The sequence below is a fragment of the Sphingopyxis sp. GW247-27LB genome (genome assembly GCF_002277025.1).
In the GTDB taxonomy this organism is placed as follows: Bacteria; Pseudomonadota; Alphaproteobacteria; order Sphingomonadales; family Sphingomonadaceae; genus Sphingopyxis.
In genome coordinates, this window is the sequence record NZ_NIWD01000002.1 from 655,879 (window position 1) to 679,091 (window position 23,213).

Here is a 23,213-nt window from a genome sequence, read left to right on the forward strand (position 1 = left end):
CGATAAGTGCAGTCCGTCGGCTCCCGATGCCGGCATGACCGGCAATGTTCGCCGATAGGGCCGGTTGCCGGAGGCTGGACGTGCCCCTTCAGCGGTTCGAACCGCAGGTCCGTCGGCGTCGTCAGCGGCGCGTCGAGCATGCGCTGGATGCGGGGATCGACCGGCATCTACTCGGCCCACCCCTTGGCGATCGCTATCTCGATGACCTCCTCGGCATATTGCCGATATCGCTTGCCCGCGACGAAATATTGCCGGACGGGCGCGTCGCGATCGACGACGCTGACGAGGATCGCCTGGCTCTTCAGAAACGCGATGGCGCCGGCGATGCGCGCATGGCGCTGGTCGATCCAGCTGGTGAACTTCGGCGGTTCCGTCGGCGCGCTGGCCTGCTGTTGCGCGGGTTGGCCGGGGGCAGGATTCGAACCTGCGACCTCCTCCGACGTGCTTGGGGTGCGATCGGGTGCGACCCGATCGCAGTGTGCGCCCCCTTGCAACGGGTGCGCAACCGCCGCGCCACCCCGGCCATGTTTGTCTGTCTTTTTTGTTTCCCGCCGCGTCTTCGGTGCCGGGATCGGCTCCACCGGCGCCGTGCAATCGGGCCGCATGCAGGCCGGAACGTCGGCGGGATCGAGCGGTGCAAGCACCTTGACCAATTCGAACGCTCCATCGGCGCCGAAGCGCACGATCGCTTCGACCGCGACGTCGGGACGGTTCGCCATGTCGACGCCGATGATGGTCGGCTTCGATTGGTAGGGAAGCAAAGGCGCGCCCTCCGGCCCCATCGCCGAAATGGCATGGCGCAACGCAACGACGGCGTCGGGATCGTCCGGCAGTTTCAGGGGCGTCGGCTCCGCGAAGGTCATCGCCTTGGCGTCGCTCGGCGGATAGGGCTGCTCCAGCCCGACCATCGCAGCAGCCGAGGGCGACAGGCGATAGCCGCCCATCTCGAGCAGGCCCTTCCACTGCAGCGCCTGGACATGTTCGGCGAGCGCGGCCTTCGACAGGCCGCTGCACATCCGCAGCTCGCCGGGGCTCGGCACATTCGGCGCCGCCTTCGCGATGCACTGCAGGATGCGCCAGCGCGTGTCCGAAATGCCCGACGGCGCCGACCGCGCGGCGTCGATCGACTGCATCGTCGCGAGCATCGCGGTGGCGATCGAGGGATCGGCGATCGGGCGGATGTTGCTCATGCCGATTCCCCGCAAATCTGGCGCCAGTGCGCCTTCACCAGCCCGTCGAGCTCCTGATGCCCCTCGCGGGTGCGCGGCCGCGTTTCGCTCCAGCCGCAGCGGCAGAGCGCCATATGGTCGCCCGTCACCGGGGCGTTGCGCCTGCTGATGAGATGCGCCCGCGCCGCCTTGTGGCGCGCGCAGGTCGGACTATGCGGGTTGGGCGTCGGAATGACCTCGGTCGATCCGCAGACATAGCAAGTGGGCTGCCACGTCATGCCGGTTCTCCGATCGATCCGGTGTCGATGAACCGCTGCAGCAACGGCAGCAGCGCCGCCGCATGCTCGCGCGATAGGTGCATGCGATTTTCATGGACGCCCAGCCAGATCGCGTCGGCCGTCGCGAGGCTGCTGTCCTGAACCGAACAGGGTTTGCCATAGAGGTCGATGAACTCGCCCCGCGAAAATCCGCGGCTGGTGGCGCTGAATTCGACCGGCGCCGGCGGGGCCATGATTTCGATGCTCGTGTCTCGCTCATCGATGATGAGCAGGTAGGAACAATCCCCGCGCGCCGTCTCGACCGCCCCCGCAGGCTGAATCTTGGCGAGATGCCGCTTCAACGTCGATATCGACGGCAGGCTCTCGTTGCGCTCGAACGCGACCATCTCGGCGCGGGCATAGCAATGCGCGAGCGCGGGTCGCTGCGGCCGCAGATAGTCGCTCAGGAAATAGCACCAGACTTCGCTGGAAATGCCTTCAGGCCGGTTGGCGATCAGATCGATCATCATCAGTCAGTCCCTCATCATCCAGGGTGCATCGTCGGGAATCGGGCGTCCGCGCAGGTCGAGCACGCGAAAGCCTGCCTCGGCCGCGGCCGTCAGCGCCGCTTCGGTCGCGACGGACTTCCCTTGCCCGCGCCCGCACATCGTCACGACGCGCAGCCGCTCTTGCGCAGCCGCCCATTCCTCGCGCGCGAGCAGCTGCTCGGCCTCGACCAGCGCCACGTCGCGCTCACGCGCGAGGAGGAAGATTTTGCGATGCCGGGCGAGCTGCTCGGCGCGGGTCAGCCTCGGCTTTTTCATCGGCCGCGCTCCCGCGCCTTGGTCGCTGCGTCGCGCGGCGCCACGAAATGGGTGCGTGTCTCGCCCTCCGCCGTTTCGGCCTGGTTGTCGAAGACGACCCAGCAATAATCGGCCTTGCCGCCCTTGAAGGCACGCTCGCCCATCTGGCCGATCAGGTGGCCCGGCGGCATCGACGGCCGCTCCATCAGGTGCAGGATCGCCGCTGGCATATGGCGCTGGAACAGCTGGAAGCGCTGGGCGCTCGCGAGCCACTTGCTGGGAACGAGGACGCAGACCTTGTGCGATGCCAGCCGGATCGCGCGCGCCACCATATGCGCCGTCAGGCCGCGAACGATGCGGTTTTCCTGCAGGCTGTAGGGCGGGTTGAAGACGATCGACAGCGCGCGGCGCGGCAGCTCGGCCTGCGCCGGCGGCAGGCCGACGAACGCCGGTGGCAGCGCCGCGATGCGATAGAAATCGTGCAGCGCGAAACGCCAGTCGCCGACCGGGAAGCCATAGGCCCCGCGCCGGTCCTCGACATCGCCGCCCGAGGCGCTGAAGCCATATTGGTCGAAGAAATGCGGAATCGTCCCGCGCCCGCAGCACGGATCATGGATATGCTGGCCGTCGAACGCCTCGAAGCCGAGGGTGCGAACGAGCGCGTCGGTGCACCAGCTCTCGTCGATATACCAATCCCAGGGATGGCGATCGTCAGCATGCGCGGTGAGCTCGGCGGCGGTCACTGGTCGCCTCCGGGTTTCATGAACACCAACCAGTGGGTCTTGGCTGCCCTGCCGGACAGATGGCCGAAAAGCGGCTTCTCGGGCGTCATCGCGAGGACCGTTTTCACCGGCACGCGGTGCTCGTTCCACTTGAAGATCAGGGTGCCGCCGGCGCGCAGGACGCGAAAGCATTCGGCAAATCCGGCCGCGATCCCCTCGCGCCAGCCCGGCTCCAGGCGACCATACTTCTGCGCCATCGCGCTGTTCTTACCGTTGAAGGTGTGCGGCGGATCGAACACCACGAGCGAGAAGGATTCGTCATCGAACGGAAGGTCGGTGAAATCGCCGAGCACGTCGGGATCGATTACAATCTCTCGTCCTTGGGGGTCGGTGCAGACTTCCCGCCTCTTATCGAGAAAGAGCGCGCGGTCGTCCCGCTTGTCGAACCAGAACATGCGCGACCCGCAGCAGGCGTCGAGCACCGTCGCGGTCGGGCCGTGTCCGTAGATGCTCACAGCAGCCTCCCCGTCGCATAGACGACCGGGCGCGAGCCCTCGTAAGCGATCGTCATGGGCGTCGTGCCGCGCTGGCGCGGCGGATCGAACGGCCGCGGCGCCGGGTCGAGGATGACCAGCGCTTCGGTCCAGAGCTCCTGAAAGGCCGAGACATGCCGCGCGCGCCACGTCGCGCCGATCGCGTTGCGCAGCCGTTCCGGCAGCGCGAACCAGTGCGCCGCGCACAGCAGCTTGCCCTGCTCGATCGGCGCCCGGCAGCACGGCGCGGCACAGGTGACGGCGGCGCGCGTCATGCCTTGGGCGCCTTCAGCTGCCGCAGCGCCTGCATCGCCAGATAGACGCCGTGCAGCCCGCGCTTCACTTCGGCCGCGATCGGCGCGAGCATCGTCTGCGAGCTGGGAGTCGCGCGCATCGCGCGATCCATCCGTTCCAGCTCCTCGCTGATGCACAGCTCGAGCGGCGGGATCGGCGTCTCCTCGCCCGTCCGGCAGTCGATGCGGACGCCCATCTCGAGCGTCAGCGCGTCGAACGCATCCTCAAGGTGCGAGAGCGCGTCGGCGACCGGATCGGCCGAGGGCTGGGCGAAGACGTCAGGCATGCTCGCCTCCGACCGCGTCGGCGCCGAGCTCGGCGATCCGCGCCTCGATCGCGTCGCGCACCGCGAGCAGCGCGCTCGGCTTGATCGATTCCGCGAGCGCCGGCGCAAAGCTGCGCCAGCCCGATGCCGACAGCCGCGCGAGGTTCGACCCCGCATTGTCCATATATTTCGTGTCGCCGGTGACGCGGACCTTCGGCTGCGGCGCCTGTTCGTCGACGATCGCGAGCGCCTGCTCGACCTTCAGCGCCGGGTTGTCGATGAGCAGGTCGATGGTGTCGCGGCGCGCGTCGGCATCCTTGATCCGGCACAGCGCCTCGAGCGAGCTGGCGTTGCGCCCATGCGGCGAGCGCGCCAGCTCCTCCCAAACCTCGGGCTCGAAGGGAGCGATCAGCTGCCGGTGGATCAGCAGCGAGCGTTGCAGGGACCGCGAGGACAGACCGAGCGTTTCCGCGACCTCATCCTGCCAGCCATATAGTCCCGCCAACTTGGCGGAACTATATTCCGCCTCCATATTCGCAGCGTCATCAGGTCGAACGACCCCGTCGACTTTCGCGCGTTCCTTCTCCCACCGCTTGATCTGGCCGATCTGCTGAGGGGTCATCCCGTCATGGCCTTCCGACCACCGCGCCTCGGCGTCGTCGGCGATGGCGCGAACGAACAGCGCGCGCTCGATCGGCCCGAAATTGCGGCGATGGATATTCTCGCTCGCCTCGATCAGTCGCAGCTCGGCGGCGGTGCCCTTGACCTCGATCGCGTAGATCCACGGCAGCCGCATCGCGCGGGCGCCGTGCGTCCGGTGTCGACCGGCAACCAGCTCCCAGCGATCGTTGCGAAATACCACCTTGATCGGATCATTCTGCCCGTCGCGCTTCATCGACGCGCCGATGGCGGCAGCTTCTTCGGGCCAGAACATCCCGATGCCCGCCGGGATATAAACGTCGTCGGGGTTGATCGGGAAGACTTCGACGGCGGCGTCGATCGGTGCGGCAGCCATGACTATTTGGCCTCCGCATTTAGATGCTGCGCCGCCGATTCGGGGCTGCTATCCAGCTTCTTGGATTCTTGCTCGCCGGCGAGAACCTCCTCGACCGCGTCAGCGATGCGCTGGCTCGGCCGACCGCGCAGGATGTCCTGCAAACCCGTCGCTGGAAGGTCGTAAAACCTATGAAATTCGCCGATTGTTCCGAATTTCTTGCGGATCGCCGCCTTCACGTCTTCGGGGTGCAACCCCCGGAACCGCCTGACCTGCTCTTGCATCGTGAAGTCCAAATTTCTGTTCCTGATTTTTGGACCATGACAAGAACATTGGTTTTTTGCAACGGTTCAAACGCAAGATGATGTGTTTTTTTCACGTGAAACTGTTCCTGTGCGAAAATAGGGGCGGAAAATGAGCGAGTTACTCGGGCCGATTGGCGAGCGGCTGCGCGAAGAGCGCGTGCGTCTGGGCCTGAAGCAGGAGGAGCTCGCCGACCGCACGGGGATCAGCAAGAACAGCCTAGGCGCCTATGAGCGGGGCGCCACGGCCATGAACGTCGTGATGCTGCTGGTCTTTCAGGATGTGAAGATCGACATCGGCTATGTGCTGACCGGCCGTCGCACCGACCGATCCTTGGACAACATCACCGCCCAGCTGATCGAGATGATCGGTAAGCTATCAGTGCGCGAGCGCCATGCCGTCTTTAACCTGGTCTCAACGCTCGCCGGAGAAGCTATAGGCATCGACGAGCTGCAGGCGATGTCCGACCTCCGGGCGACGCTGCACTCGCCGACGCGGGATTTCAAAGGGAAGCCATGAGAAGCGCGATTGTTTTAGGATTGCTGGCGCTGGGTGCCTGCTCGGAGCGGGCACCGACACCCGATCGCGCGGCAACGAGCGAGACGCCGGCCGCGAACGCCACTCAGGCAGCTGCCGGCCCGTCAGCCGATGCGATCGAGGCGGCAAAGACCGCGCTGCGCGCCGAGCCCAAGGTCAAGGATTTGACCTATAACGCCGATGACGCGGTCCAGTGGCATATCGGCGTCCTCGACGACGGATCGAACCGGATCGGATATGCGCAATATGTCTGCGAGCTGCTGAAGGAAAAGGGCGCGCTAGCGGGCCGGACGCATGTTCGCATCGTCGACATCGCGAAGGTCGCCCAAGGCATCGATTTCCGTTCGGCTAGCCTCGGCCACGTCATCTGCGAGACGGGCGACGTCGTCGATCCATGAGCGATCGCGCGGAAGAGCTCCGGCGCTTAGCCTGGCACCACTAGGAAAAGCGGCCCACTTAAAGTCACCGCATATGAACGTCGTCGGCCGCGCTTGACGCTCTACCCCACGCATTTCAGCCCCAAATCGTAAGTGGGACCATCCTCGCCCCCGATCCGGCCGCGGGTCCCACTTCCCGCGCCTAGGTGACCCGCGCCATCGCCGCCGCCGCGGGCATCGTCGGGCCGTGAGAGCCCCGTAAAAGCGCGCTCAGCGCCCTCTCAGACGCTTCTAAGAGGGTCGCACCCGGACTCCGGTTGCTCTTGCCGTAGTGGGCTCTATTAGGGTGGTTAATCTAGATATCGGTCCCACTTCCGCGGAGCGCCCCGAATGTGTCGAAACGCCCGATTTTTCGCGGCTTGTCCCGCCAAATCCCACCTAATACCGGCCAATCCCGGCACTCCGGTCCCTATTGTCCCCTAACACCGCCGAAGGCGGCGTTCTTTCGTGGGCTCGCACCGCTCGCGCACCCACCCCTAACCCCTCCCTAAAAGGGAGGGGAATGGCTCAAATCCACCCCAAAGCCGACACCCGTTCGAAAGCGATGCAATCCCCGATTATTGGCCAGCCCCCGGGGCCCTGAAGCTTGTCCGCGCGGTTTCGGTCTGGCGGTGGCTGTGGCGTGCTTTCAACAGGTCGTGGCGCGACAATATGCCGACCACCCGGCGCGTCGCCGGATCGACGATCGGGATGCGCCCCACCCCCGATTCGACGATCAGGTCGGCGACCTGCCCGACCGGCGTCTCGGCATAGGCGACGGGCTGCGCGGCGTCGGAGACGAGGTCGGCGAGCGTGCGGTCGGCGGGCATATCGGCGACCCGCCAGCCGAGGGCGTCGGTGCGCGACGCGAGGCCGAGCAGCCGTCCGGCGGCGTCGACGACCGGATAGCTGCGATGGTCGGCCTGCTCGGAGAAGAAACGCAGCGCGTCGCCCGCAGTCATCGTTCCCGGCAGCGTCGCGGGATCCGCGGTCATCAGGTCGCGCGCCTGCATCAGGTCCATCGGGTCGACGACATACTCCTGACGGATGTGACGGCCGCGGCGCGCGATCTTCTCGGTCAGGATCGAGCGGCGCATGATGAGAACGCTGACCGCATAGGCGGTGCCCGCGCTCGCGACGGTCAGCGGCAGCGCCTCGAACAGCCCGGTGACTTCGGCGGCGAACAGCGCGCCGGTCAGCGGCGCGCGCATCGCGCCGCTCAGGATACCCGCCATGCCGACGAGCGCCCAGACGCCCGGATCGCCGAGCCACAGATGTCCCGCGAGCGCGCCAGCCGCGCCGCCGAGGATCAGCAGCGGCGCCAAAATGCCGCCCGACGTCCCCGACCCCAGCGCGACGAGCCAGACCACCCCCTTGACCAGCAGCAGCGCGAGGACGACGCGAAGCCCCAGCGATCCGTCGAGCAGCGCCTGGATGCTGCCATAGCCCGCGCCGAGCACATGCGCGTCGATCAGCCCGCCCAGCCCGACGACCACCCCGCCGATCGCGGGCCACCACATCCAGTGGACGGGCAGCCGGTGGAACATGTCCTCGATGCGATAGAGCAGCGCCGAAAGCAGCGTCGCCTGCAGCCCCACCGCCAGGCCCAGCGCACCGGCTGCGGCCAGCGCGGGGCCGATAGCGGGCAGGCCCGCCGCCATCGGGAACATTGGCCCGCTGCCGACCAGCGCCGGCCGGCACGCCATCGCGACCAGCACCGCCGCGACGACGGGAACGAAGCTGCGCGGCTTCCATTCGAACAGCAGCACCTCGAGCGCCAGCAATATGGCGGCGAGCGGAGTGCCGAAGATCGCGGTCATCCCCGCGGCGGCGCCCGCGACGAGCAAGGTCTTGCGCTCGGCGGCGCTCAGGCGGAAGCATTGCGCGAACAAGGACCCGATCGCACCGCCGGTCATGATGATCGGCCCCTCGGCGCCGAAAGGCCCGCCGCTGCCGATCGAGATCGCCGACGAGATCGGCTTCAGGATCGCGACCTTGGGCGACAGGCGGCTCTGGCCGTAGAGGATCGCTTCGATCGCCTCGGGGATGCCGTGACCGCGGATCTTGTCCGATCCGAAGCGCGCCATCAGCCCGACGATCAGGCTGCCGACGACGGGGATCGCAACGACCAGCAGCCCCACCGACGCATCGGTGATCGCGGCGTGATCGGTCGAGAAACGCCCGAACCAGAAAATGTTGGTCGCGAGCGCGATCAGCTTCAGCAGCACCCACGCCCCGATCGCGCCGCCCGCGCCGACGACGAGCGCCATTGCGGCGAGCAGCAGCATGCGCTTGTCGGCGCTATGGTCGGCCAGCTTGGGGAGGGCGGCAGATTGGGAGGACACGGGGCGTTTCCGATGGTGGTTGAACAGGCGCCCGCGCCCATATATCGCAATACGATATAATTCAACCGCGGGACTTATCTTTCATCATGGGACTGCCGATGCCCGAAACCGCCGACGAACTGACCGACACCGACTATGCCGCGCTGTCAGATTTCCGCCACGCGCTGCGCCAGTTTCACGCCTTCAGCGAAGCGCGAGCCGCCGAGGAGGGGTTGACCCCGCAGCAGCATCAGGCGCTGCTGGCGATCCGCGGCGCGGCGCCCGAGGCGCCGACGATCGGCACCGTCGCGCAGCGGCTGATGCTGAAACCGCACAGCGCGAGCGGCCTGATCGACCGGCTCGAACTTCTCGGGCTGATCCGGCGCGAAGTGGCGGCGGACGACCGCCGGCGCGCGACGCTGCGCCTTACCGACAAGGCGCATGCGGTGCTGCGGTCGCTGTCGGCGGCGCACCGCGACGAAATCCGCCGCCTGCGCCCGGCGCTCGAGGAGATGCTGCGCCATATCGGCTGAGCGGCGTGAAGCCGCTATGCCGCGTCGCGCACCGTCCGTCGTTCCGCCGCCACGCTCGCCAGTTCGCCGCGCGCCTGCCGAACGATCTGCCACCCGCCGCTGAGTCCCAGAGCTGCGAGGATGACGGCGACGATGATATCGGGCCAGGCGGTGCCGGTGCCGAACACGCCCAGCGCCGCGGCGACCACGGCGATATTGCCGATCGCGTCGTTGCGCGAGCAGATCCAGACCGAGCGGCGGTTGGCGTCGCCGTCGCGGTGCCGCCAGAGCATGATCGCGCAGGCGATGTTCGCGACAAGCGCGAGGACGCCGATCGCGCCCATCGTCTCGGCGTGGGGCAGCGTGCCGGCGAGCGCCATCCATAGCGTGCTGCCGAGCACCCAAAGGCCCAGAAGGAACAGCGACGCGCCCTTGAACCACGCCGCCCGCGCGCGCCATTGCAGCGCGAGCCCCGCGACGCCGAGGCTGATCGCATAATTGGCGCTGTCGCCCAGGAAATCGAGCGCGTCGGCCTGAAGCGCCGCCGACTGCGCGGCCACGCCGCCCGCGATCTCGACCACGAACATGGCGGCGTTGATGGTCAGCGCGATCCACAGCACCCGCCGCCATGCCTTGTCGTCGGTGGGCGGGGCCGTTTCGCTCCCGCCGCAGCATCCGCCAGCCATATCGCTTCCTCGATTCGCCCATCCGGCATCCCAATGGACCGCGTCGCGGCCACCGGGTCAAGGGTGGTATCGGTCGCAACAAAATGACAAGACGGGGTGCAAAAGCGTCGCGGCCCCCGCTATAGCTGCGCAATGACCAGCCCCACCGCCACCGAAGCCGCGACGCTCGAACGCGCCGCCGACGCGCCGATGCTGGCGCAGGTCGAGCGCTGGGCGGCGGTGAACAGCGGCACCGGCAATCTTTCGGGACTGAAGACGGTCGCGGGCCTGCTCGCCGATGCCTTTGCTGCTCTGCCGGGCGAGGTCCGGCTCGTCGCGCCCGCGCCGGTCGAGAGCGTCGATGCGGCCGGGACGGTGCGGACGATCGAGCGCGGCGACCATCTCCATGTCCGCGTTCGTCCCGAAGCGCCGGTGCAATTGCTTCTGACCGGCCATATGGACACGGTGTTCGCCGCCGACCATCCGTTCCAGTCGCTCCGCTGGCTTGAGGATGGTGTCCTCAATGGTCCCGGAACCGCCGACATGAAGGGCGGGCTCGCGGTGATCCTCGCGGCGCTGTCGGCGCTCGAAACCTCGCCGCTCGCGAACCGCATCGGCTATGACGTGATGATCAACAGCGACGAGGAAACCGGAAGCCACGCCTCGGCCGGGCTGATCGCGGACCTTGCCGCGGGCAAGACCGCGGCGCTGACTTACGAACCCGCGCTGCCCGATGGCACGCTCGCGGGCGCGCGGCCGGGAAGCGGCAACTTCAGCATCCGGATTCACGGCCGCTCGGCCCACGCCGGCCGCAACCCCGAAGAGGGGCGCAACGCCCTCGTCGCCGCCGCCGATCTGGCGCTGCGGCTGAATGCGCTCAAATCCCTGGAATTAAAGGTCAATCCGGCGAAGATCGACGGCGGCGGACCCAATAATGTGGTGCCCGACCAGGCGATTTTGCGCGTCAACCTGCGCCCCGCGACCCCCGAGGCGATGGCGGCCGCCGAAGCCGCGCTCCGCGACACGATCGCCAACATCGAGCGCGACCATGACGTGCATTGCCACCTTCATGGCGGCTTCAACCGCCCGCCCAAGCCGCTCGACGCCGCCGCAACGCGCCTCTTCGAGCTGGTGCGTGAATGCGGCGGGGCGCTGGGAATCGACATCGCATGGAAAGCGACCGGCGGCGTGTGCGACGGCAACAATATCGCCGCCTGCGGCATTCCGGTCGTCGACACCATGGGCCCACGCGGCGGCGCCATTCACAGTTCGGACGAATTTCTGATTACCGGCAGCCTTGCCGAACGGGCGCGATTGTCGGCGCTTGTCCTGACGAGAATAGCAGAACGGGGGACCGTGTGAATTATGTGATCCGGGCAGCCAAGCCGGGCGATTTGCAAAGCATTTACGAGATGGCGAAGCTGACGGGCGGCGGCTTCACCAATCTGCCCCCCGACAAAAAGGCGCTGCGCGCCAAGCTCGAGCGCGCGGAGGCGAGCCTCGCCTGCGACAAGGAATATCCGTCGGACGAGCTCTATCTGCTCGTGCTCGAAGACACCGACAGCGGAGAGGTGCGCGGCACCTGCCAGATTTTCGGGCAGGTCGGTCAGCGCTGGCCCTTCTATTCCTACCGTATCGGCACCGACAGCAAGCATAGCGAACAGCTCGGCCGCACCTTTCACGCGCAGATCCTGATGCTCAGCAACGACCTCAACGGATCGAGCGAGGTCGGCGGACTGTTCCTGCACCCCGCGGCGCGCGCCGGCGGGCTCGGGCTGCTGCTCGCGCGCTCGCGCTATCTGTTCATCGCGCGTCACCGCGCACGCTTCGGCGACCGCGTTCTCGCCGAGCTGCGCGGCGTCATCGACGAGGCGGGCGGATCGCCCTTCTGGGACGGGGTCGCGGGCAAATTCTTCGGCATGAACTTTCAGGAGGCCGACCAGTTCAACGCGGTGCACGGCAACCAGTTCATCGCCGACCTGATGCCCAAGCACCCCGTCTATATCGCGATGCTGCCCGAAAGCGCGCGTGCGGTGATCGGCGTCCCGCACCCGAGCGGGCGCGCGGCGATGCGGATGCTGGAGAATGAGGGCTTCGCCTTCGAAAATTATGTCGACATCTTCGACGGCGGCCCGACGATGACCGCGCGCACCGATCAGGTCGCGAGCGTGCGCGACGCGAAGCATGTCGAGGTCGCCGGGATCGGCGACGGCGGCGAGGATGCGCTGATCGCCGCGGGCCGGCTCGCCGATTTCCGTTGCTGCTTCGGACAGGTCGGGGGCGACGGCACGATCGACGCCGCGAGCGCCGGCCTGCTGGGCGTCGGACAGGGCGACGCGATCAGCTGGATCGGGCGCTGACATGCTCACCGAAATCAATTTCGACGGAATCATCGGCCCGACGCACAATTATGCGGGGCTGAGCCGCGGCAATATCGCCTCCGCGAGCCACGCCGGCAACCTGTCGCAGCCGCGCGCCGCGGCGCTCCAGGGCCTCGAGAAGATACGCCACAATCTGACGCTCGGCCTGCCGCAGGGTTTCTTCATGCCGCTCGACCGCCCCGATGCGGCTTGGCTCGAAGCCTTGGGAACGACCCTCGACGCCGCCGAGCCGCATCTGCGCGCGCAGGCCTGGTCGGCCTCGTCGATGTGGGCCGCCAACGCCGCGACCGTCTCGCCCGCCCCCGACAGCGGCGACGGCAAATGCCATCTGACCGTCGCCAACCTCGTCACCATGCCGCACCGCAGCCACGAATGGCAGGGTACGCTCGCGCAGCTTCGCCTTGCCTTCGCCGATCCCGCTTTCGCGGTGCACGGTCCCGTTCCCGCCCCCTTCGGCGACGAAGGCGCGGCGAACCATATGCGGCTATGCGCCGGGCACGATACGCCGGGGGTCGAGATCTTCGTCTATGGCGTCGGCGGTGGCCGCTTCCCGGCGCGCCAGCATCTCGACGCGTCGAAGGCGATCGCGCGGCGCCACCGGCTCGACCCCAGGCGCACGCTGTTCCTGCGCCAGTCGGACGTAGCGATTCAGGGCGGGGCGTTTCACAACGATGTCGTCGCGGTCGCCAACGAACATGTGCTTTTCACCCACGAAGCCGCCTTCCACGACCGCGCCGCGGCACACGCCGAGATCCGCGCCGCCTTTCCCGAGGTCGAGATCGTCGAGGTGCCCGCCGACGCGGTGAGCCTGGCGGAAGCGATCAAATCCTATCTGTTCAACGCCCAGCTCGTCAGCCTGCCCGACGGCGGGGGCATGGGGTTGGTATTGCCGACCGAAGCCAGGGAAACGCCCGCGGTGTGGAATTGGCTCGAAGCGCACGTCACGGGCAACGGCCCGATCCGGAAACTTTTCCCGGTCGACGTCCGCCAGTCGATGGCGAACGGCGGCGGCCCCGCCTGTCTGCGGTTGCGCGTCGTCGCCGACCCGGCACGTGTCGATCCGCGCTTCCTCGCCGACGACGCGAAGCTCGACCGGATCACCGCGGTGGTGGAGAAGCACTGGCCCGAGGCGATCGCGCCCGGCGATCTGGCTTCGGCAGCGCTTGCAGCCGATGTGCGCCGCGCGCGCGAGGCATTGCTGGAAGCCGTCGGGTTGTCGATCCTGCTGTGACGCGCGTTTTCGACCGGACAGGCCGCGTCATCTCATAGAGGGAAATGGCAACTTTCCGCCCCGAAGATGCCATTCACCCGCCAATCAATCCACCAGCGCCACCGCCCGGATCCAGCCGGCGCTGGCGCGTTCGATCTTCACCGGGAAGCAACTCAGCGTCCAGCCGGTCGCGGGCAGTGCGGCGAGGTTCGTCAGCTTCTCGATCTGGTAATAGGGCTTGATGCGCCCCGCCTTATGTCCCTCCCAGATGATCGAGGGATCGCGCGTTTCGGCCCAGCGCTTCGCGGTGTGGCTGAACGGCGCATCCCAGCTCCACGCGTCGGTGCCGACGACCTGGACGCCGCGCGTCGTCAGGTAAAGCGTCGCTTCGGCGCCCATGCCGCAGCCCTGGTCGGTGAAATTGTCGGTGCCGTAGACCGCGCCCGACTGGACGAGGACGATGTCGAAGGGCTGGAGCGCATGCCCGATGCGGGCGAGTTCGACCTCGACCTCGTCGGCGCCGATGACATGGCCCGCGGGCCGGTCGGAGAAATCGAGCTTCACGCCGGGGCGGAAGAAGAGGTCGAGCGGCGCCTCGTCGATGCTCGGCGCCGCGCTCGCGCCGCTGTCGGTCGTCGAATGAAAATGCCACGGCGCGTCCATATGGGTGCCGTTATGGGTCGAGAGGGTGACACTCTCGACCGCCCAGCCTTCGCCGTCGGGAAGGTCGTCCCTGGTCAGGCCGGGGAAGAACATCGCGATCTGTTCCCACGTATTTTCGTGGGTCATGTAGGTGATCTGCGGGCGCATCACCGGCGGGTCGGACACGACATGATTGGTGATCGGGATCGAGAGGTCGATGAACTGCATGACCCCAGTCTGCCACCGGAACGCCGTCGCGCCAAGAAGGCTTGCGCGAAGGCAGGCCCGAGTTAGAGATGGCGTCAAGCCCGCAAAGGGCAGGGGAGAGTGTATGACCGACGCAGCCGCCGTCGCCGATCACGGCGCGGCCTATCAGCCGACCGCGAAGGATATCCGCATGGTCATCGCCGCGTCGTCGGCGGGGACGATCTTCGAATGGTATGATTTCTTCATCTACGGCACGCTCGCGGCGATCATCGGCAAGGCTTTCTTCCCCAGCGACAATGCAACGCTCGAGGTGCTGCTCGTCTGGGCCGGTTTCGCGGTCGGATTCGGTTTCCGGCCGCTGGGAGCGGTACTGTTCGGCTTTCTCGGCGACCGGCTGGGGCGCAAATATACCTTCCTGATCACCGTCACCTTGATGGGCATCGCCACCGCCGGGGTCGGGATGATTCCATCGGCCGAGACGATCGGCATCGCCGCGCCGATCATCGTCATCGGCCTCCGCATCCTGCAGGGCCTCGCGCTCGGCGGCGAATATGGCGGCGCGGCCATCTATGTCGCCGAGCATTCGCCACCCGAAAAGCGCGGCTATTACACCAGCTTCATCCAGGCGAGCGTCGTCGGCGGTTTCGTGCTGAGCCTGATCGTCGTCCTGTCGTGCAAGGCGGCGATGTCCGACGATCTGTGGAACGCCTGGGGCTGGCGCGTGCCCTTCCTGCTGTCGCTGCTGCTGCTCGCGATTTCACTGTGGATGCGGCTCAAACTGTCCGAAAGCCCGGTGTTCCAGGCGATGAAGGCCGAGGGCGAGATCGCGCGCAATCCGCTGAAGGAAAGCTTCACCTACCCCGGCAACCCGCGCCGCATCTTCGTCGCGATGATCGGCATCGCCGCCGGGCTGACCGTGATCTGGTATACCGCGATGTTCTCGGGCCTGTCTTTCCTCAAGGGGCCGATGAAGGTCGACGATACGGCGGCCGAAATCATCGTCGGCGTCGCCGCGGCACTCGGCATGGGCTTCTTCGTGATTGCGGGGAAGCTGTCCGACCGTATCGGGCGCAAGAAGCCGATCGTCTGGGGCTATGGCGTCACGCTGGTTCTGCTCTTCCCGCTCTTCTGGTGGATGGGCAGCGTCGCCAATCCGGGGCTCGAAGCCGCGGCGGCGCGCGCGCCGGTCGTCGTCACGGGCTCGAAGTGCAGCTTCGATCCCTTCGCCAAGCAACAGGCGACCGCCTGCGGCAAGACGCTCGGCGAGCTGACCCAATTGGGCGTGCCGTACAAGGTGGTCGCGAGCGGTGGCGGCTTCGACAGCGTCAATATCCACATCGGCGGCCGCGAGGTCGCGAGCGAGGATCCCGCGCTGCTCCGGCCCGCGCTCGAAGCGATGGGCTACAGCTTCGAAAAGCAGATTCCGAGCGCGCTGGGCATCGCGGTGATCCTGCTCGCGCTGCTCGGGCTGAGCGCGCTGTCGGGTTTCACCTACGGCCCCGTCGCCGCGCTGCTCTCGGAGATGTTTCCGCCGCACGTCCGCTATTCGTCGCTGTCGATCCCCTATCATCTGGGAACCGGCTATTTCGGCGGCTTCCTGCCGCTGATCGCGAGCTTCATCGTCGCCAAGACGGGCAATGCCTATGCCGGGCTCTGGTATACGTGGGGCGTGGTGCTCGCCGCTTTCCTGGTCACCGCCTTCATGCTCGAAGAGCCCGTCGAGGGCCAGTGGGACAAGGCGCCCGCCGCCTGACGCTCGGGCATTGGCGCGGTGGCCGATCACGGCTAGGTGCGGGCCATGATCGACATCGCTTCCCCGCTCCGCCTTCGCCTCGATTCCGCCGCGCTCGTTCATAACTGGCGCTGGCTTGCGCAAGCCAGCGGTGCGGAGGCCGGGGCGGCGATCAAGGCCGATGGCTATGGGCTCGGCGCGCGCGCGGTGATGCAGCGGCTGGCTGCCGCGGGCTGCCGCTTCTTCTTCGTCGCGACCTGGGTCGAGGCGGCGGCGCTGATGCCGCTGCCGGCGGGCGTCTCGCTGTCGGTACTCCACGGGGTCGGCGAGACTGACATGATCGCCGCGCGGACCTTGCCCGTGCGCCCGGTGCTCAGCAGCATCGAACAGGTCGCGCGCTGGCGCGCGGGCGGGGAGGGGCGGCCGTGCGACGTGATGGTCGACACCGGGATGAACCGGCTCGGCCTGCGCGTCGAGGAGGCGCTCGGCGGCGCGCTCGGCGGGCTTGTCATCGAAACGTTGCTCAGCCACCTTGCCTCGGCCGACGAGGATAGTCCGCAAACTGGACGGCAACTCGCAGCGTTCGCGGCGATCCGCGACGCTATTCCCGCCCGGCGCTATAGCCTCGCGAACAGCGCGGGCATCTGCCTCGGTCCCGACTATGGCTTCGACCTGACGCGCCCCGGTCTCGCGCTCTACGGCGGGGTTCCGCGCGCCGAGGCCGCAGGACCTATCCGCCAGGTCGCCTTTCCCGAGGCGCGAGTGCTCCAGATGCGCGACGTTCCGGCGGGCGAGGCGGTCGGTTACGGCGCGACGTGGACGGCGCCGCGCGATAGCCGCGTCGCGGTCGCGAACATGGGCTATGCCGACGGCTATTTGCGCTGCCACGCCGGCGCGGGCGGCGCGACATGGGAGGGCCATGCGCTGCCGCTGATCGGGCGCGTGTCGATGGACTTGATCGCCTTCGACGCGAGCGCCGCGCCGGGGCTCGCCGAGGGCGACTGGCTGACGCTCGACTATGACCTGCCCATGACCGCCGCGCGCAGCGGCCTGTCGCAATATGAGCTGCTCACCGGGCTCGGTGCGCGCTTCGAGCGTTACTGGGTTTAGGGTCAGAATCCCTTGATGGCACGTTCGAGGTTTGAAGCGATTTTGCCCAGGGCAAGGAGGCAAGGCGTAGGAATATGTCGATACTTCAAGACTTGCCGACGAAGCCCTGGGCAAAATCGGTCAAATCCCGCAGGGACGCCGAAATGGCTTCGGTCTCGGGCCCGCGCGGCCTTGCGGGTAGCGATGCTACCCGCTGCATCCGCCCAAGCCCGATATCTTCGCCATTTCGACGCCTCGAACGTGCCATGAAGGGATTCTGACCCTAAAAGCTCGCGCTCGCCCCCAGCCGGGCATAGCGGCCGAGCACGCCGTTGAAATAGGTCGTGGTGCCGCCCGTCGCGGGATAGGGATAGGGCGGCTGCCGGTCGAAGACATTGTCGACCGCGAGGCGCAGCGTGAAACGATCGTCGACGCGGACGCTGGCGCCGAGGTTGACGAACGCGATCGCCGAGACCCGGTCGAGCCCGTCGGGGTAGAAATTCGCTGCGGCCTGCGGGTTGATCCGCGCCTTGCCGATATAGTTGACCTGCGCGAACAAGCCGAAACCGGCGGTGCTGTAATCGAGCGTCGCCAGCGCCTGATGCTTCGCATAGCCGATCATTCCGTCGAGCCGCACCCGCTGCGACGCGGCGTCGGCGCGCGTGCTGAGCTCGTCGATATATTGATAGGAGAGGTTGAGCCCGACCGAGCGCGCGCCGCCGCCGAGCGGCAGGCGATAGTCGAGCGCCGCGAGATAGCCCTTGTAGCGCTGGTCGGCGAGGTTCAGATATTGCACTTCGACGAAGCTGAGCTGTCCGTCGGGACCGCGCGTGAAACGCGCGCAATCGGCCGCGTTCGCGAAATCGGACGAATCGTAGCAGTTGGCGACGATGCTGCTCGCGCCGCCATTGCTGATCGCGTCCTTCAGGTGGATGTCGACATAATCGACGCTCGCGCGCAGCCGCGGTGCGAAGCGCGGTTCGAGGACGAGGCCGATCGTCCAGCTGTTCGCCTTTTCGTTGGCGAGGTCAGGGTTGCCTTCGATCGCCTGCGCGAAGGTGCGGCTGTTCGACAGCGACTGGAAATTGGCGGGCAGGCCGTCGGCGGCGCAATTCGCCTGGCGCGTCGCGGGGTCGGGGCCGTTGCCGCGGTTCGCGGCGTCGCACGGGTCGGTGGCGAAGCCGAAATAGCTGCTCGACGGATTGAACATCTCGGTGATCGCGGGCGCGCGGATCGCGCGGGTGAAATTGCCGCGCACGATCAGATCGGGGACGATCCCCAACCGCCCGCCGAGCGTCCAGGTCCAGTCGCCGCCGGCGAGGCTGTGGTCGACGTAGCGCGCCGCACCCTTGACCTCGAGCAGGTCGATCGGCGCGCCGCTCGCAGTCGAGAGAATCGGCGCGAAGAACTCGGCCGAAAATTCGTCGGTATCGAACTTGCCATAGACCGGCAGCACCGGGGTCGCGCGGCCATAGCCGATGCGGTCGTTCGCCGGATCACCGTCGCCATTGGCGTCGGTCAGCGGATCGGGGTCGTCGGCGCCATGGAAGAAGGTGCCGGGGTCGAAATCCTGCGACTCGGCGCGATGCTCGTAACCGAAGGCGACCGCGAAATCGCCGCCGGGCAGCGCAAAGAGCGGGCCGGTCAGCGATGCGGTGAACTGCTTCTGCTTGTTGAGCGACACCGGCGTCGCGATCGCCGTGACATAGTCGAGCGCCGCCTGCGAGCTTTGCCCGGTGCCGAAGAGATCGAGCGGCGCGCAGGTCGCGCTTACCGTCGCGATCGGCGCATTCACAGCGCCAGGGCGGCAGACGATATCATTGCCGTCACGAACCGCATCGACCGCGTTGAGGAAATTCTGCTGCACAAGCTCGCGCGAGCGGCTCGTCGTTTTCGAGCGGCCGACATTGCCCGCGACCTCCCAGTCCCAGCGCCCCGCGGCGAAGTCGAACGCCCCCGACAGGCCCGCGACGAAGCGCATCACCTCGACCTTGCCGGTCGACTCGCCGGTGGTGAGATCGCTGTTGGCGCGGGCGAGGTAGAAATAATTTTGCGGAAAGCCGCCCAAATTCTGATCGGAGAGCGGATTGGCGTTGATCGCGGCGACGATCGCCGCGCGCGCCTCGGACGACAGATAGGGATTGTCGATGCTGACGACGATATTGCCGTCGGGCGATCCCCCCGGCCCGGCGAGGCCAGTGTTGAACACCGGCTGGCTGCGCAGATTGCGGCCCTTGCTGTTTGCATACCAGGCTTCGCCGAACAGGCGCACCGTGTCGGACAGGTCGTAGCGCGCGAGCGCGACGCCGCTATAGCGCCGCGTCGAAGCAAGCAGGTTGGTCGAGGGCGCCGCGCTGAAGCCGTTGCCGCCCTCGAAATCGACCCCGAAGGTGCCGGGTGCGCCGGCATAGCGGCCGAAATCGATCGCGGTCAGCCCGCCGTTGGCGTCGAAGCGGAGCTGGCTGCCGTTCGCGTCGCTGACCCCGAAGTGGAGCCCCGGAAAGCCGAAGGTCGCGACCTGCTGTTCGACGCTCAGCGGGATGCCGTCGCCGACGAGCGGGATGCCGGCTTCGGACACCGCGGGCAGGCGCCGATCGCCATAAAGCTCCTGTAGAAAGGGCGAGGCGGGATCGCTGGCGTTGCCGAAGAAGCCGCCCTGCGCGAAAAAGGCGCGGTCGGCGCCGATCAGCCCGGCGGCACGGCTATATTCGCCCGCGACGGTGACGTTGCCGCGGCCATCGGCGAAATTGTGGCCCGCGAGCGCGCGGACGCGTTGGCTCGCGGCGTCGCCGCGGCTCGACACGCCCGCCTGGCCGTCGATCTCGAACCCGTCGAAGTCGCGCTTGAGGACGATGTTCACGGTCCCCGCGATCGCGTCGGCGCCATAGATCGGCGCGCCGCCCACCGCGATCGTTTCGACGCGGTCGACCAGCTTGGTCGGGATGATGTTGAGGTCGACCTGGCTCCCCGCGCCCGTCGGGCCGAAGATGGAGGCGGTGTTCGACGACACGAAGCGGCGGCCGTCGACGAGGGTGAGGGTGCGCTGCGAGCCGAGACCGAGGAAATTGACGAAGCTCTGTCCCTGCGCCAGCGGCGACTGCTCGCCGATCGGTGTCGCGCCGGGGGTGCCGAAAGCGGGCTGCTCCTTGAGCGCCTGGCCGAGCGAATCGAAGCCGCGCATCTCGATCGCGTCAGAGGAGACGACCAGCGCCGGCTCGACTGTCTCGAAGCGCGGGCGCGCGATGCGCGACCCGGTGACGATGATCGCATCGGCGTCGCACGCGGTATCGTCGGCGGGGCAGGGCGGGGCGTCCTGTGCCTGCGCGGCGCCAGCGGTCAGCGCGAAAAGGGCGGCGCTCAGAAGAAGGCGCGTCTTGGTCATGTGAAACTCCGTGCCGCGGGGGATCGGTCGGCGGCGGGCGGAGGCTAGCCCTGAATGGTCAACAAGCCGTGAACCATAGCGGGACGGCGGCGCGCGCCATGTTGCGACGCATCATAATATGGTGCTAATGCGGCGGCAGGCAATCAAGGAGCGCGGGTCAGCATGGCGAAGGCAAAGACGGCAGCGGACGGCGATGTCGTCACCATCAAGAAATACGCCAACCGGCGGCTCTACGACACCGAACGCAGCTGCTACATCACGCTCGACGACCTCGGCGCGATGGTGCGCGACGGCCGCGACTTCCGTGTCGTCGATGCCAAGAGCGGCGAGGACATCACCCACAATGTCCTGACTCAGATCATCATGGACACCGAAACGCGCGGCGAGACGCTGCTTCCCGTCAATTTCCTGCGCCACCTGATCGGCCTTTACGGCGACAAGATGCAGTCGGCGGTGCCGCAATATCTCGAAGCGTCGATGGCGGCGTTCCGCAAGAACCAGCAGGAGGTCCGCGCGGCGTTCGAAGGGGCGCTCGGCTCGAACCCGCTGGCCGAACTGACGCGCCGCAATTTCGAGATCTTCAGCCAGGCGGCGGGCGCCTTCATGCCAGGTGCGGCGGGCGGCAAGGCGAAGGACGCCGAAATCGCGGCGCTCAAGGCCGAAATCGCCGAACTCAAGGCCGAGCTCGCCAAAAAGAAATAATCCGGGGCTCTCTCCCGCCCCCAGCACAGAAACAGGACAGATGATCAAGCATGCGCTCAGCGTAACCCGTCAGGCCGACTTCGCGGCCTGGTATCAGGATGTCATTGCCGAGGCCGACCTCGCTGAGGAATCGGGCGTGCGCGGCTGCATGGTCATCAAGCCGTGGGGCTATGGCATCTGGGAACGCATCCAGACGGTGATGGACGCCGCGATCAAGGATGCGGGGGTCCAGAACGCCTATTTTCCGCTTTTCATCCCCTTGAGCTTCTTTGAAAAGGAAGCCGACCATGTCGATGGTTTCGCAAAGGAAATGGCGGTCGTCACCCACCACCGCCTGATCGCGGACGGGAAGGGCAAGCTCGTTCCCGATCCCGAGGCGAAGCTCGAGGAGCCCCTCATCGTGCGTCCGACCTCGGAAACGGTGATCGGATCGGCGATGAGCCGCTGGGTGCAGAGCTGGCGCGACCTGCCGCTGAAGGTCAACCAGTGGGCCAATGTCGTGCGCTGGGAAATGCGCACGCGCATGTTCCTGCGCACCAGCGAATTCCTGTGGCAGGAAGGCCATACCGCGCACGCCGACAAGGACGACGCGATGGCGGAGACGCTGCGCGCTCTCGAAATGTATCGCGCCTTCGCCGAGGACGTGCTCGCCATGCCGGTGATCGCGGGCGAGAAGCCGGAGCATGAGCGTTTTCCGGGCGCCGTCGCGACCTATTCGATCGAGGCGATGATGCAGGACGGCAAGGCGCTCCAGGCCGGCACATCGCACTATCTCGGCACCGGCTTCGCCGAGGCGGCGGGCATCCGCTATCAGGACAAGGAGGGCGGCCACAGCCTTTGCCATACGACGAGCTGGGGCACCTCGACCCGCATGATCGGCGGCGTCATCATGACACATGGCGACGACGACGGGCTGCGCTGCCCGCCGCGCATCGCGCCGCACCAGATCGTCATCGTCCCGATGCTGCGCGACAATGACGAGGATGCCGCGATCCTCGACTATTGCCGCGCCCTCGAAGCCGAACTGAAGGCGCTCGACGTGTTCCGCGAACCGGTGCGCGTGCTGCTCGACGCAACCGCCAACAAGGCGCAGACCAAGCGCTGGGGCTGGGTCAAGAAAGGCGCGCCGATCATCGTCGAGATCGGCCCGCGCGACGTCGCCGGCGGCAACGTCGCGGTGATCCGCCGCGACCGCCTCTATCAGGAGAGCGGCAAGCTCGCCACGGCGTTCGTCGCCAGGGGCGATTTCGTCGCGGGCGCGGTGGCGATGCTGGGGGATATCCAGGCGAATCTTCACGCCGAGGCCAAGGCGAGGCTCGATGGCAATATTCGCCGCGATGTCACCGATCTGGCAGCGCATTTCTCGGGCGACGACAAGTTTGTCGGCTGGGTCGAGGTGCAATGGTCGCGGCCGACGGGGGCGGTGCTGGACGGAATTGTCGAGCGGCTGAAGGCGCTCAAGCTGACGATGCGCAACACTCCGCTGGACGGTGCGCCCGTCGACGGCGCCTGCTTCTTCACCGGCGAGCCGGCGGTCGAGCGCGTGCTGATCGGGCGGACCTACTGAGTCCGGGCGACGTGGCCGACGGCGTCCTCATCACCCGGGCGCTGGCGGAGGCGGATGTCGCGGCGGTCGCGGGCCTGTTCGCCGACTATGCCGCTTCGCTCGACATCGACCTCGATTATCAGGGTTTCGCGGGCGAGCTCGCCGCGCTGCCGGGGGCCTATGCGCCCCCGCGCGGGTTGCTGTTGCTTGCGCGCGGGGACGACGGCGCGGCGCTCGGCTGCGTCGCCTGCCGCCCGCTCCCCGAGGCGGGGGCTTGCGAAATGAAGCGGCTGTTCGTCGCCCCGGCGGGACGCGGACTGGGGCTCGGCCGAAGGCTCGTGCGCCGGTTGATCGCCGAAGCCACGGCGCTCGGCTATCACGAAATGCGGCTTGACACATTGGCGAGGATGGGCGCGGCGCAGGCGCTTTATCGGGCCGAAGGATTTGCGCCGATGGCGCCCTATTACGATACGCCGGTGCCCGATACGGTCTTCCTGCGCCGCGCTCTCGCCTAATCGGGCATTTGCC

At 67.2% G+C, this 23,213-nt stretch carries 24 protein-coding genes and 1 tRNA gene; 11 read left to right on the forward strand and 14 right to left on the reverse strand.

Annotated features, from left to right (window positions below):
- Positions 1-404: 404 nt before the first annotated feature.
- From CD928_RS23285 to CD928_RS03305, 10 genes are all read right to left on the reverse strand, one after another.
- Positions 405-523 (reverse strand) — tRNA-OTHER (locus CD928_RS23285).
- Positions 524-1,186: 663 nt separating this feature from the next.
- Positions 1,187-1,447 (reverse strand): hypothetical protein, encoded by a 261-nt coding sequence (locus tag CD928_RS03265; protein WP_095384749.1) that lies wholly within the window; start codon positions 1,445-1,447, stop codon positions 1,187-1,189.
- Complete coding sequence (locus CD928_RS03270) at positions 1,444-1,956, reverse strand: DNA-binding domain-containing protein (protein WP_095384750.1); 513 nt, start codon at positions 1,954-1,956, stop codon at positions 1,444-1,446. Before CD928_RS03270 ends, CD928_RS03265 begins: the two co-directional genes overlap by 4 nt.
- Positions 1,957-1,959: 3 nt before the next feature.
- The gene (locus CD928_RS03275; protein WP_095384753.1) at positions 1,960-2,250 is read right to left on the reverse strand and encodes a hypothetical protein; all 291 of its coding nucleotides are present in this window, start codon (positions 2,248-2,250) and stop codon (positions 1,960-1,962) included.
- Positions 2,247-2,972 (reverse strand): hypothetical protein, encoded by a 726-nt coding sequence (locus CD928_RS03280; RefSeq protein WP_095384756.1) that lies wholly within the window; start codon positions 2,970-2,972, stop codon positions 2,247-2,249. The genes CD928_RS03275 and CD928_RS03280 overlap by 4 nt, the downstream gene beginning before the upstream one ends.
- Positions 2,969-3,406 (reverse strand): class I SAM-dependent methyltransferase, encoded by a 438-nt coding sequence (locus CD928_RS03285; RefSeq protein WP_095385240.1) that lies wholly within the window; start codon positions 3,404-3,406, stop codon positions 2,969-2,971. The genes CD928_RS03280 and CD928_RS03285 overlap by 4 nt, the downstream gene beginning before the upstream one ends.
- A 56-nt stretch (positions 3,407-3,462) precedes the next feature.
- A complete protein-coding gene (locus tag CD928_RS03290; protein WP_095384759.1) occupies positions 3,463-3,759 on the reverse strand; it encodes a hypothetical protein in 297 nt (98 codons plus the stop codon).
- On the reverse strand, positions 3,756-4,064 hold the full coding sequence (locus CD928_RS03295) for a hypothetical protein (protein WP_095384762.1): 309 nt from the start codon (positions 4,062-4,064) through the stop codon (positions 3,756-3,758). Before CD928_RS03295 ends, CD928_RS03290 begins: the two co-directional genes overlap by 4 nt.
- Positions 4,057-5,058 carry a ParB/RepB/Spo0J family partition protein gene (locus CD928_RS03300; protein WP_095384765.1) on the reverse strand — a complete coding sequence of 334 codons (1,002 nt, stop codon included), beginning with the start codon at positions 5,056-5,058 and terminating at the stop codon, positions 4,057-4,059. Before CD928_RS03300 ends, CD928_RS03295 begins: the two co-directional genes overlap by 8 nt.
- Before the next feature lie 2 nt (positions 5,059-5,060).
- Positions 5,061-5,333: a hypothetical protein gene (locus CD928_RS03305; RefSeq protein ID WP_095384768.1), complete on the reverse strand. Its 273-nt coding sequence runs from the start codon at positions 5,331-5,333 to the stop codon at positions 5,061-5,063.
- A 118-nt stretch (positions 5,334-5,451) separates the two neighbouring features.
- On the opposite strand from CD928_RS03305, the gene CD928_RS03310 reads away from it, so the two are divergent.
- Positions 5,452-5,859, forward strand: coding sequence for a helix-turn-helix domain-containing protein (locus CD928_RS03310; RefSeq protein WP_095384771.1), 408 nt, complete (start codon positions 5,452-5,454; stop codon positions 5,857-5,859).
- The gene (locus CD928_RS03315; protein WP_141237072.1) at positions 5,856-6,275 is read left to right on the forward strand and encodes a hypothetical protein; all 420 of its coding nucleotides are present in this window, start codon (positions 5,856-5,858) and stop codon (positions 6,273-6,275) included. The genes CD928_RS03310 and CD928_RS03315 overlap by 4 nt, the downstream gene beginning before the upstream one ends.
- Before the next feature lie 596 nt (positions 6,276-6,871).
- Here the strand turns inward: CD928_RS03315 and CD928_RS03320 are convergent.
- Positions 6,872-8,581 carry a chloride channel protein gene (locus tag CD928_RS03320; protein ID WP_095385243.1) on the reverse strand — a complete coding sequence of 570 codons (1,710 nt, stop codon included), beginning with the start codon at positions 8,579-8,581 and terminating at the stop codon, positions 6,872-6,874.
- A 155-nt stretch (positions 8,582-8,736) separates the two neighbouring features.
- Between CD928_RS03320 and CD928_RS03325 the strand changes: the two genes are divergently transcribed.
- Entirely contained in the window at positions 8,737-9,150 is a 414-nt protein-coding gene (locus tag CD928_RS03325; protein ID WP_095385246.1) for a MarR family winged helix-turn-helix transcriptional regulator, read from the forward strand.
- A 14-nt stretch (positions 9,151-9,164) separates the two neighbouring features.
- Here CD928_RS03325 and CD928_RS03330 read toward each other — a convergent pair whose 3' ends face one another.
- Positions 9,165-9,815, reverse strand: a complete 651-nt coding sequence (locus CD928_RS03330) for a cation transporter (RefSeq protein ID WP_095384777.1) — start codon at positions 9,813-9,815, stop codon at positions 9,165-9,167.
- A 132-nt stretch (positions 9,816-9,947) separates the two neighbouring features.
- Here CD928_RS03330 and CD928_RS03335 point away from each other — a divergent pair, with 132 nt between their 5' ends.
- The 3 genes from CD928_RS03335 to CD928_RS03345 are packed head-to-tail and all read left to right on the forward strand — an operon-like array spanning position 9,948 to position 13,406.
- Positions 9,948-11,156 carry a hydrolase gene (locus CD928_RS03335; RefSeq protein ID WP_095384780.1) on the forward strand — a complete coding sequence of 403 codons (1,209 nt, stop codon included), beginning with the start codon at positions 9,948-9,950 and terminating at the stop codon, positions 11,154-11,156.
- Complete coding sequence (locus tag CD928_RS03340) at positions 11,153-12,154, forward strand: arginine N-succinyltransferase (RefSeq protein ID WP_095384783.1); 1,002 nt, start codon at positions 11,153-11,155, stop codon at positions 12,152-12,154. The genes CD928_RS03335 and CD928_RS03340 overlap by 4 nt, the downstream gene beginning before the upstream one ends.
- 1 nt (position 12,155) lies before the next feature.
- Complete coding sequence (locus tag CD928_RS03345; RefSeq protein ID WP_095384786.1) at positions 12,156-13,406, forward strand: N-succinylarginine dihydrolase; 1,251 nt, start codon at positions 12,156-12,158, stop codon at positions 13,404-13,406.
- Between the two features lie 84 nt (positions 13,407-13,490).
- Here the strand turns inward: CD928_RS03345 and CD928_RS03350 are convergent, their stop codons facing one another.
- Positions 13,491-14,255, reverse strand: coding sequence for a cyclase family protein (locus CD928_RS03350; RefSeq protein ID WP_095384789.1), 765 nt, complete (start codon positions 14,253-14,255; stop codon positions 13,491-13,493).
- A gap of 103 nt (positions 14,256-14,358) precedes the next feature.
- Between CD928_RS03350 and CD928_RS03355 the strand changes: the two genes are divergently transcribed.
- Positions 14,359-15,987 carry an MFS transporter gene (locus CD928_RS03355; RefSeq protein ID WP_095384791.1) on the forward strand — a complete coding sequence of 543 codons (1,629 nt, stop codon included), beginning with the start codon at positions 14,359-14,361 and terminating at the stop codon, positions 15,985-15,987.
- 45 nt (positions 15,988-16,032) lie between these two features.
- A complete protein-coding gene (locus CD928_RS03360; protein WP_095384794.1) occupies positions 16,033-17,076 on the forward strand; it encodes an alanine racemase in 1,044 nt (347 codons plus the stop codon).
- 262 nt (positions 17,077-17,338) lie between these two features.
- On the opposite strand, the gene CD928_RS03370 is transcribed toward CD928_RS03360, so the two are convergent.
- The gene (locus CD928_RS03370) at positions 17,339-20,437 is read right to left on the reverse strand and encodes a TonB-dependent receptor (RefSeq protein WP_095384796.1); all 3,099 of its coding nucleotides are present in this window, start codon (positions 20,435-20,437) and stop codon (positions 17,339-17,341) included.
- Positions 20,438-20,599: 162 nt separating this feature from the next.
- On the opposite strand from CD928_RS03370, the gene phaR reads away from it, so the two are divergent.
- The 3 genes from phaR to CD928_RS03385 are packed head-to-tail and all read left to right on the forward strand — an operon-like array spanning position 20,600 to position 23,200.
- Entirely contained in the window at positions 20,600-21,139 is a 540-nt protein-coding gene (phaR, locus tag CD928_RS03375; RefSeq protein WP_095384799.1) for a polyhydroxyalkanoate synthesis repressor PhaR, read from the forward strand.
- Positions 21,140-21,179: 40 nt separating this feature from the next.
- Positions 21,180-22,706: an aminoacyl--tRNA ligase-related protein gene (locus tag CD928_RS03380; protein ID WP_095384802.1), complete on the forward strand. Its 1,527-nt coding sequence runs from the start codon at positions 21,180-21,182 to the stop codon at positions 22,704-22,706.
- Positions 22,707-22,717: 11 nt separating this feature from the next.
- A complete protein-coding gene (locus CD928_RS03385; protein ID WP_095384805.1) occupies positions 22,718-23,200 on the forward strand; it encodes a GNAT family N-acetyltransferase in 483 nt (160 codons plus the stop codon).
- The last annotated feature ends 13 nt before the right edge of the window (positions 23,201-23,213 follow it).

Excerpts from the sequence above, each read along its gene's own strand:
- CD928_RS03265 (WP_095384749.1), bottom strand. The coding sequence starts at position 1,447 with ATGACGTGGCAGCCCACTTGCTATGTCTGCGGATCGACCGAGGTCATT.
- CD928_RS03270 (WP_095384750.1), bottom strand. The coding sequence starts at position 1,956 with ATGATGATCGATCTGATCGCCAACCGGCCTGAAGGCATTTCCAGCGAA.
- CD928_RS03275 (WP_095384753.1), bottom strand. The coding sequence starts at position 2,250 with ATGAAAAAGCCGAGGCTGACCCGCGCCGAGCAGCTCGCCCGGCATCGC.
- CD928_RS03285 (WP_095385240.1), bottom strand. The coding sequence starts at position 3,406 with ATGTTCTGGTTCGACAAGCGGGACGACCGCGCGCTCTTTCTCGATAAG.
- CD928_RS03290 (WP_095384759.1), bottom strand. The coding sequence starts at position 3,759 with ATGACGCGCGCCGCCGTCACCTGTGCCGCGCCGTGCTGCCGGGCGCCG.
- CD928_RS03295 (WP_095384762.1), bottom strand. The coding sequence starts at position 4,064 with ATGCCTGACGTCTTCGCCCAGCCCTCGGCCGATCCGGTCGCCGACGCG.
- CD928_RS03300 (WP_095384765.1), bottom strand. The coding sequence starts at position 5,058 with ATGGCTGCCGCACCGATCGACGCCGCCGTCGAAGTCTTCCCGATCAAC.
- CD928_RS03310 (WP_095384771.1), top strand. The coding sequence starts at position 5,452 with ATGAGCGAGTTACTCGGGCCGATTGGCGAGCGGCTGCGCGAAGAGCGC.
- CD928_RS03315 (WP_141237072.1), top strand. The coding sequence starts at position 5,856 with ATGAGAAGCGCGATTGTTTTAGGATTGCTGGCGCTGGGTGCCTGCTCG.
- CD928_RS03320 (WP_095385243.1), bottom strand. The coding sequence starts at position 8,581 with ATGCTGCTGCTCGCCGCAATGGCGCTCGTCGTCGGCGCGGGCGGCGCG.
- CD928_RS03325 (WP_095385246.1), top strand. The coding sequence starts at position 8,737 with ATGCCCGAAACCGCCGACGAACTGACCGACACCGACTATGCCGCGCTG.
- CD928_RS03330 (WP_095384777.1), bottom strand. The coding sequence starts at position 9,815 with ATGGCTGGCGGATGCTGCGGCGGGAGCGAAACGGCCCCGCCCACCGAC.
- CD928_RS03335 (WP_095384780.1), top strand. The coding sequence starts at position 9,948 with ATGACCAGCCCCACCGCCACCGAAGCCGCGACGCTCGAACGCGCCGCC.
- CD928_RS03345 (WP_095384786.1), top strand. The coding sequence starts at position 12,156 with ATGCTCACCGAAATCAATTTCGACGGAATCATCGGCCCGACGCACAAT.
- CD928_RS03350 (WP_095384789.1), bottom strand. The coding sequence starts at position 14,255 with ATGCAGTTCATCGACCTCTCGATCCCGATCACCAATCATGTCGTGTCC.
- CD928_RS03355 (WP_095384791.1), top strand. The coding sequence starts at position 14,359 with ATGACCGACGCAGCCGCCGTCGCCGATCACGGCGCGGCCTATCAGCCG.
- CD928_RS03360 (WP_095384794.1), top strand. The coding sequence starts at position 16,033 with ATGATCGACATCGCTTCCCCGCTCCGCCTTCGCCTCGATTCCGCCGCG.
- CD928_RS03370 (WP_095384796.1), bottom strand. The coding sequence starts at position 20,437 with ATGACCAAGACGCGCCTTCTTCTGAGCGCCGCCCTTTTCGCGCTGACC.
- phaR (WP_095384799.1), top strand. The coding sequence starts at position 20,600 with ATGGCGAAGGCAAAGACGGCAGCGGACGGCGATGTCGTCACCATCAAG.
- CD928_RS03380 (WP_095384802.1), top strand. The coding sequence starts at position 21,180 with ATGATCAAGCATGCGCTCAGCGTAACCCGTCAGGCCGACTTCGCGGCC.